General features: G+C 63.0%; 1 protein-coding gene and 2 pseudogenes. 1 reads left to right on the forward strand and 2 read right to left on the reverse strand.

What is annotated here, in order from left to right; all coding sequences use genetic code 11:
- Positions 1-50 precede the first annotated feature (50 nt).
- Together V6U90_RS34155 and V6U90_RS33050 are read right to left on the reverse strand one after the other, a co-directional pair.
- Positions 51-215, reverse strand: a pseudogene (locus tag V6U90_RS34155) (DUF6884 domain-containing protein); the annotation flags it as partial.
- A 100-nt stretch (positions 216-315) separates the two neighbouring features.
- Positions 316-656, reverse strand: a pseudogene (locus V6U90_RS33050) (IS5/IS1182 family transposase); the annotation flags it as partial.
- A 168-nt stretch (positions 657-824) separates the two neighbouring features.
- On the opposite strand from V6U90_RS33050, the gene V6U90_RS33055 reads away from it, so the two are divergent.
- A complete protein-coding gene (locus tag V6U90_RS33055) occupies positions 825-1,925 on the forward strand; it encodes a helix-turn-helix domain-containing protein (protein WP_334445046.1) in 1,101 nt (366 codons plus the stop codon).
- The last annotated feature ends 687 nt before the right edge of the window (positions 1,926-2,612 follow it).

Raw genomic sequence — 2,612 nt, forward strand, 5'->3', positions numbered from 1 at the left:
CGCCGATGATCGAGCGGCAAAACACATCAAACCGGAAACATGAATGCCTATCAAACGCCCTCTGAGGCTGGTGGTGGGGATTGCCGGTCGTACCAGGCGAGTTGTTCGTCGAGCGGTAGCCCTGCCAGCGGTCGGTGTACCGTCGCTCCGGCCTGGGTGAGCAGTGGCGTGATGGCTTGGGCGTACCCGTCGCCAGCGTGGATTTCGATCACGCGGTCGTTGCACCTGGCCCTCTGGGCGCATCAGTTTGGCCGCTACCCATTGGCCCCAGGCACGCTGGTAGTCGTTGCTCTGCCCGGCCAGGGCGGTGTCGTTCGAGCAGTAGGGCTTTTGGTCGGCGGTCCGGTCGATCTATAGGCGTGCCGTCGAGGCGTACGCGAGTTTGCGGATGCGGGCCATGGCGGTGACCAGGTCCGTCGGCTGATGCGGCCAGCAGGGCGACGTCTCGTAACGCCAGCGGTGGTCACGCCGATGCCGAATCCGGCCGTGACGGGTGTAGGTGTCGCCGTTGCGCGGCTGGGCCAGGGCGAGTAGGGCCTGGCGGCCGAGGTTGAGGCGCCGCGAGCGGTATCGATGCTGGCTACGGTGCTGGCGAACGAGGTGAGCCAGGTGTTCGGGGTGCGGCTGGACAGCGAGATCGTGGCGGGGTAAGACAGCCGTGACCAACATGATCACGATGAAGAGCATCCTCGGTGCTCTTGGCCGTGCCGCGCTGCCCATCGCCGGCGCTGCCTCCTGGCCGCAGGTCAAGATCTAGCGGCCATGGTTGGCTGTCGGAACCGCATGTTGACCCATTCCGGCTTGAGGTGTGCGATTATCGCACTATGGCTGGGGAGCAGCAGGACTGGCACCGCATCGGCGAGCAGGTGCGGCAGGCGCGTCTGTCAGTAGGCATGTCGCAGCAGGAACTTGCCGATGGCGTGGGGCTCGATCGAACCATGCTGGCCAAGGTTGAGGCTGGTAGCAGGCGCCTCGATGGGGTGGAGTTGGCACGATTGTCCCGTGCGCTCAAGGTGTCGATGGAGTACTTGATCGAGCCGCGGCCGGCGGTGTTGTCCCGACGGGCCGCGATGCTGACCGAAGAGACCGACACTGAGGCCGCACGTTCTTCTGAGCGTTTGGAGATCGCTCTGGTTGAGTGGCTGCGCAATGTGCAGCAACTCGTAGACGTCGGCGCTTTGCAGACTCATCCGCTACTTCGATACCCCGGTACGGTGGCATCCGAGGCTGATGCGAGGCGAGCGGCCCAGTGGTTGCGGCAGCAAACTGATCTCGGTGATGAACCAATCGGCAGCATTATGGATCTTTGTGAGCGCGCAGGGCAGTGGGTGCTTGTAACTGACCTGCCAGGCGATGGCGCGTCCCTAATTGAGGGGAAGTTGGCTGTTGCAGTTGTAAGCACACAAGGTGACCCCGGCCGCCGGCGAGCTACCGCTGCACACGAGCTTGGTCACTTGATTATTGGGGACGAATATTCGAGTGACCTAGGGGTCAGTACATCTCGCGCGGATCGCGAAGCGGTGATCGATGCATTCGCCGCAGAGTTGCTGCTGCCGGTCGATGCGATGGCAGGATCCTTTGGTGATGGGCGTGCGAGCCGGGATCGGCTGATTGCCTACGCCGCTCGATACCGCACCTCTTGGGTGCTGGCATTACGACAGGCAGAACAAGCCGAGGTGATCGATGCCGCGACACGTCGGGCCTGGAGCTTCCCCCGGCCCACCCGGGCGGAGTTCATGGAGGCTCTAGGCTGGGCGCCCCAGCCCGACCTTGCCTCGGTGCGGGTCTCGCCGGGCTATGCACATGCGGTTATTGAGGCTTGGCGGGCCAGCCGAATCACTCGAGCTAGGGTGATTGAGTTGATGTACGGCCAGATCACTGATGCGGACCTTCCTGAGGAGGATGACCTGGAGACCGCTCCGTGAGTCTGTCGATGTCGCCGGGGTCGGTCCTTGTACTCGATACGATGCTCCTATCTCATTTCACCCTCGCTGACCGGTTGGACGTCTTGCAAGACTTGCTCATAGACGCGGACTGCTGGACGACTCAGGTGGTGATGGAAGAGCTGCGGTCAGGAGCTGCGACCCGGCCAGAACTGATGGCTGCGTGCGAGGTGGACTGGCTAAAGAGAGCTCAGTTGGACTCGCTTGACGAGATCCGGTGCTTTACCGCATGGGTTCGACGACTTGGCGCTGAGGAGCGCAATCTCGGTGAGGCGTCCGTCCTCGCTGCTGCTGAGCTGCGGAGAGGTATTGCAATTACGGACGACCGGCAGGCCACCAAGGTGGCCCGTGCTTACCAATCAGAGGTCCATGGCACGATCTGGCTTCTCGCTGCGGCGTGCCGGGCTGGCAAGCAGACCGAGACAGGTGCGGGCAACCTCATCGACGCCTTGAGGGCGACGAGCGCCCGGCTACCCTGCTCGGGTGCAGACTTCCCGGCCTACGCCCGCAGGCACCACCTGCTATAAAGAGGGGTTTACTCAGGGGCGCATTTTCGGCGAGTCTACTGGCCTCAGTCGGCTGGGTCGAAGGGCAGGGTGGCTCCTCAGAGGGCGTTTGATAGGCATTCATGTTTCCGGTTTGATGTGTTTTGCCGCTCGATCATCGGCG

Source organism: Micromonospora sp. CPCC 206060 (genome assembly GCF_036906895.1).
In the GTDB taxonomy this organism is placed as follows: domain Bacteria; phylum Actinomycetota; class Actinomycetes; order Mycobacteriales; family Micromonosporaceae; genus Micromonospora.

Excerpts from the sequence above, each read along its gene's own strand:
- V6U90_RS33055 (WP_334445046.1), top strand. The coding sequence starts at position 825 with ATGGCTGGGGAGCAGCAGGACTGGCACCGCATCGGCGAGCAGGTGCGG.